This window comes from Pseudomonas sp. SIMBA_067, from assembly GCF_046534675.1.
GTDB classification, from domain to species: Bacteria; Pseudomonadota; Gammaproteobacteria; order Pseudomonadales; family Pseudomonadaceae; genus Aquipseudomonas; species Aquipseudomonas putida.
This window is the reverse complement of record NZ_JAWRYH010001104.1, coordinates 1-245: the sequence shown is the minus strand read 5'-3', so window position 1 is coordinate 245 and position 245 is coordinate 1. Positions and strand designations below refer to the sequence as shown.

Here is a 245-nt window from a genome sequence, read left to right as displayed (position 1 = left end):
CCGGCATTCAGTACAATATTTCCAACCGCCAGTCCGGCTATTTTGTGGCGAGCCGCTTTAATTTGACCGATGATCTGCATCTGATCCTCGGGGCACGGGCGTCCAATTATCGGTTCGACTACGCCCTGTGGCGTATTGGTAATGAACCCGCGCCTTACAAAATGGTAGAACGCGGTGTCGTCACGCCGTATGCAGGCATCGTCTATGACCTGACGAATGAGCAATCCGTCTATGCCAGCTACACC

At 53.5% G+C, this 245-nt stretch carries 1 protein-coding gene; it reads left to right on the top strand.

The window, feature by feature from the left end:
- Positions 1-245: TonB-dependent receptor domain-containing protein (locus SB765_RS32695; protein WP_410932900.1), on the top strand; the 245-nt coding region annotated here is incomplete at both ends.